The 1,826-nt window shown below is 53.1% G+C and carries 2 protein-coding genes; both read left to right on the top strand.

Going from position 1 to position 1,826, the window contains the following annotated elements:
- Positions 1–112 precede the first annotated feature (112 nt).
- Positions 113–1,171 carry an FUSC family protein gene (locus L977_RS03990; protein WP_014884459.1) on the top strand — a complete coding sequence of 353 codons (1,059 nt, stop codon included), beginning with the start codon at positions 113–115 and terminating at the stop codon, positions 1,169–1,171.
- 158 nt (positions 1,172–1,329) lie between these two features.
- Positions 1,330–1,665 carry a DUF496 family protein gene (locus L977_RS03985; protein WP_008499467.1) on the top strand — a complete coding sequence of 112 codons (336 nt, stop codon included), beginning with the start codon at positions 1,330–1,332 and terminating at the stop codon, positions 1,663–1,665.
- Positions 1,666–1,826 lie beyond the last annotated feature (161 nt).

Here is a 1,826-nt window from a genome sequence, read left to right as displayed (position 1 = left end):
TAGAGCACAAAACGGCTTAAGCCTGCAAAATGAAGGGTTTTTCAGCCGGGTGTGATCCGCCCGGCTGAAAACACAGTACAATTGTGATTTGCCGTGTAGCTGGAGAGCGGGTGTGCGTCCCGACAAATCATTAACGCCGTTTGAAATTCGTCTATATAAACATTACCGCGTGGTGCATGGGTGCCGCATTGCGCTGGCGTTCGTATTGACCTTTATACTGGTCCGACTGCTGGATGTTCCGGAGGGGACGTGGCCGCTGATCACGCTGGTGGTGGTGATGGGGCCTATCTCATTTTGGGGGAACGTTGTTCCTCGCGCCTTCGAGCGGATCGGCGGTACCGTTCTTGGCTCTGCGCTGGGGCTTATTGCCCTGAAGCTGGAGCTTATCTCATTTCCGGTCATGCTGGCATGGTGCGGTGCGGCCATGTTCCTCTGCGGTTGGCTGGCGTTGGGCAAACGCCCCTATCAGGCGCTGCTGATTGGTATCACCCTTGCGGTGGTGGTCGGCGCACCGGCCGGGGATATGACCACGGCGCTCTGGCGAAGCGGGGATGTCATCCTGGGCTCGCTGCTTGCCATGCTGTTTACCGGCATCTGGCCGCAGCGTGCTTTTTTGCACTGGCGTATCCAGATGGCCAGCTATGTCACCGCGTTTAACCGCGTTTACCAGGCCGGTTTCTCCCCCAATCTGGTTGAGCGCCCCCGGCTGGAAAAGCATCTGCAAACCATCCTTAATGACGTGGTCAAAATGCGCGGCCTGATTACCCCCGCGAGCAAAGAGACCCATATTCAGAAAGCGATTTTCGAGGCTATTCAGACCGTAAGCCGCAATCTGGTCTGCATGCTTGAGCTGCAGATTAACGCGCACTGGGCTTCTCGCCCAAGCCATCTGCTGATGCTCAACGCACATACGCTGAAAGAGACACAGCAGATGACGCAGCAAACCCTGTTGACCATCGCTCATGCGCTCTATGAAGGCAACCCGCAGCCGATACTGGCGAACAGCGAGCGTCTGAATGACATTGTGGCGGAGCTGAAAACGCTTATTAGCGAGCGGCAGGGTGATAACGTGGCGGAAACGCCCATTCATGGCTATGTCTGGTTGAGCCTGGAACTGGCCCGGCAGCTTGAACTGTTATCGCACCTCATTTGCCGGGCGCTGCGCAAATAAAACGCGGATGTGACGCCTGCTGCTTCGATTCAGCAGCAATTGGGGTTATGATAGCGTTAAACGATATAGTCATTGTCATTCGCAGCCGCTGTCAGTAAGGTTATTGATACAACGGTTGCTTTAACGAATCCGAATCTCACATTATCAGGGGTGTAAAAATGGAAACTACCAAGCCTTCGTTCCAGGATGTTCTGGAATTCGTCCGCCTGTTCCGCCGCAAAAACAAACTGCAGCGTGAAATCCAGGACGTTGAGAAGAAGATCCGTGACAACCAGAAACGTGTCCTGCTGCTCGACAACCTGAGCGACTATATCAAGCCAGGCATGAGCGTTGAAGCTATTCAGGGCATCATCGCCAGCATGAAGAGCGACTATGAAGACCGCGTGGATGACTACATCATCAAAAATGCTGAGCTGTCCAAAGAGCGTCGCGATATCTCTAAAAAGCTGAAAGTGATGGGCGAAATCAAAAACGGCGAAGCAAAAAGCGAGTAATCGCAGTGAATGGTGAAAAAGGCTCTCTGGTGACAGAGAGCCTTTTTTATTTTAGTAGGTCGGGTAAGGCGCAGCCGCCACCCGACAATTTTATCAGGCACAGAAAAGCAAAAAACCTGCTTTAAAAGCAGGCTTTTTAAATTTGGCTCCTCTGACTGGAC

The sequence above is a fragment of the Enterobacter sp. ZOR0014 genome (assembly GCF_000798855.1).
In the GTDB taxonomy this organism is placed as follows: domain Bacteria; phylum Pseudomonadota; class Gammaproteobacteria; order Enterobacterales; family Enterobacteriaceae; genus Enterobacter; species Enterobacter kobei.
The sequence above is the reverse complement of the archived record's forward strand: the minus strand, read 5'-3'. Positions and strand labels throughout refer to the sequence as shown.